The organism is Pseudanabaena biceps PCC 7429, from assembly GCF_000332215.1.
Taxonomy (GTDB): Bacteria; Cyanobacteriota; Cyanobacteriia; order Pseudanabaenales; family Pseudanabaenaceae; genus Pseudanabaena; species Pseudanabaena biceps.
Genome location: NZ_ALWB01000390.1, coordinates 1 through 1,994 on the forward strand (window position 1 = coordinate 1; position 1,994 = coordinate 1,994).

The 1,994-nt window shown below is 43.9% G+C and carries 2 protein-coding genes; one reads left to right on the forward strand and one right to left on the reverse strand.

From position 1 onward, the window contains the following. Positions 1-112: 112 nt before the first annotated feature. Complete coding sequence (gene cobM, locus PSE7429_RS22615; RefSeq protein WP_009629727.1) at positions 113-874, forward strand: precorrin-4 C(11)-methyltransferase; 762 nt, start codon at positions 113-115, stop codon at positions 872-874. Positions 875-898: 24 nt separating this feature from the next. Here the strand turns inward: cobM and PSE7429_RS22620 are convergent, their stop codons facing one another. Then, positions 899-1,747, reverse strand: coding sequence for a hypothetical protein (locus PSE7429_RS22620; RefSeq protein ID WP_009629728.1), 849 nt, complete (start codon positions 1,745-1,747; stop codon positions 899-901). Positions 1,748-1,994 lie beyond the last annotated feature (247 nt).

Here is a 1,994-nt window from a genome sequence, read left to right on the forward strand (position 1 = left end):
CGGCGCTTCGCGCCGCCACTCTCTATTGGGTTTGATTTCCTGACTTAAGTGAATATAGCTATATAAAGCCTAATATAAAGATTGTGCCAAACCTTGTCTTTGTCCAAACTTCATGATCGAACCAGTTTATATTATCGGTGCGGGACCTGGTGACCCCGATCTGATTACCGTAAAGGGACGCAATCTTTTACTCAAAGCCGATGTCGTCCTATATGCCAATTCTCTCATTCCCGATTCAATGCTGCAATTTTGTCGAGCAGATGCCGAAATTATTCCCACGGCTAGTAAGTCTCTAGAAGAGATTTTAGCAATTATGCTCGACAGAGTGCGATCGCATAAATTAGTCGTACGTTTACATGATGGCGATCCTAGCCTGTACGGAGCTATTCAAGAACAAATTGTCGCTTTAACAGAAGCAGAAATTCCCTTTGAAATTGTGCCAGGAGTCAGTGCTTTTCAATTAGCCGCAGCCCGTTTACAAGTGGAACTCACTATTCCTGAATTAGTCCAAACAATCATTCTCACCCGCATTAGCGGGCGCACTCAAGTTCCTGATAAAGAAGAATTATCCAGCCTTGCCGCACATCAGGCTTCTCTATGCCTATATCTCAGCACGCACCATGTTGATAACGTGCAAACAAAATTAATGGAACATTATCCCGCTGATACCACCGTGGCAATTTGCTATCGCCTCGGTTGGGAAGAAGAGAAGATTTTGACCGTACCCCTCACAGAGATGGCCCTTACTACCCACAGGGAAAATCTGACGAGAACGACTCTCTTCGTAATTAGCCCTGCATTAAATCGGATTGAACAAAGAGTGAAAGAGCGATCGCAATTATATAGCCCGCACTACAATCGACTGTTTCGATAAATTGCGATCGCGAGGGAAGCCTTATTACAACCTAGGTGGAGTCGGATCGACCAATGGTTTTGGGGTATTCATGTTGTGCAGAGTTATGGGATCTGATGAATTAAATCCCACTAAGCGGTATTTTTTGGTATAGGTAGGAGCGAGTTCTGGAACTTCTACCCATTCATTAGTAGCCACAAATTCCTGTGAGGAGCTACCACTCAAACCAGTACCTACGGGAGAACCACTGACAGCTTCCGATCTGCTTGCAACCTGATCTTTAGATGCAGCCTCTGGAGCGGTGGCAGCAGGGGGTCTGGCTTTAGATATATTATTTTCTTGGGCTATCTCATTTCGGCGACGAATTGGCTTAAAGGTTACTTCGATTAAACCGAGATCGGGGTTATTGATGCCACCACTGCGATCCAGTCCTGGATTACCCTCTTCTAGAACGATGAATTGTTTAGCGATCGCTTGAGGTCTTTCTAACGTCACAGCGCGATTGCAGATCAAACCATCAATAATTGAAACACCATCAATTTTGACACTAACCGCACTGGTATAGCTCGGAGACTGAATTTCAATTTTATAGGTCTCTCGAATTGCCACATTAATATAGCCTCGTGTATCGGCGCGGCGGATATTTCCATTTTGATTAATCGCAATCCCTACGCCTGAGGTTTGGGGTGGATTATATTTTGCAGGCAAGGAGGATACATTCGGAATTGACGAGGGAATCGACGAGGCATCAATAGGATTATTTTTAATTTTCGCATCGCCCAAATGATTTGAGGCAGATGTCTGGTTGCTCCAGTAAGGATAACCAAATACTGCAATACCAGCAGTAAGCGCAACTACCATTGCCGCAATGCGTAGATTTGACAGGGTAATCATGATTGTCTTGGGATTTCAGTTACTGCAAATCTAACCTAATTACCGTAACAATCCTTTGTGGTTACATTTTTAGTAACAGAGTTAGGACATAAAATACCAAAGATGGTTGGCGGCGCAAAGCGCCGCCAACCATCTTTGGTATTTTAGCTACCATTAATTATGGCGTTGTTGCATAAAAAGGGGGTTAGAAGGTAAATTAAGTATTAAGCAGGAGATGAGACCCCGAAAGATGACAGAGAAATATGAG

Excerpts from the sequence above, each read along its gene's own strand:
- cobM (WP_009629727.1), top strand. The coding sequence starts at position 113 with ATGATCGAACCAGTTTATATTATCGGTGCGGGACCTGGTGACCCCGAT.
- PSE7429_RS22620 (WP_009629728.1), bottom strand. The coding sequence starts at position 1,747 with ATGATTACCCTGTCAAATCTACGCATTGCGGCAATGGTAGTTGCGCTT.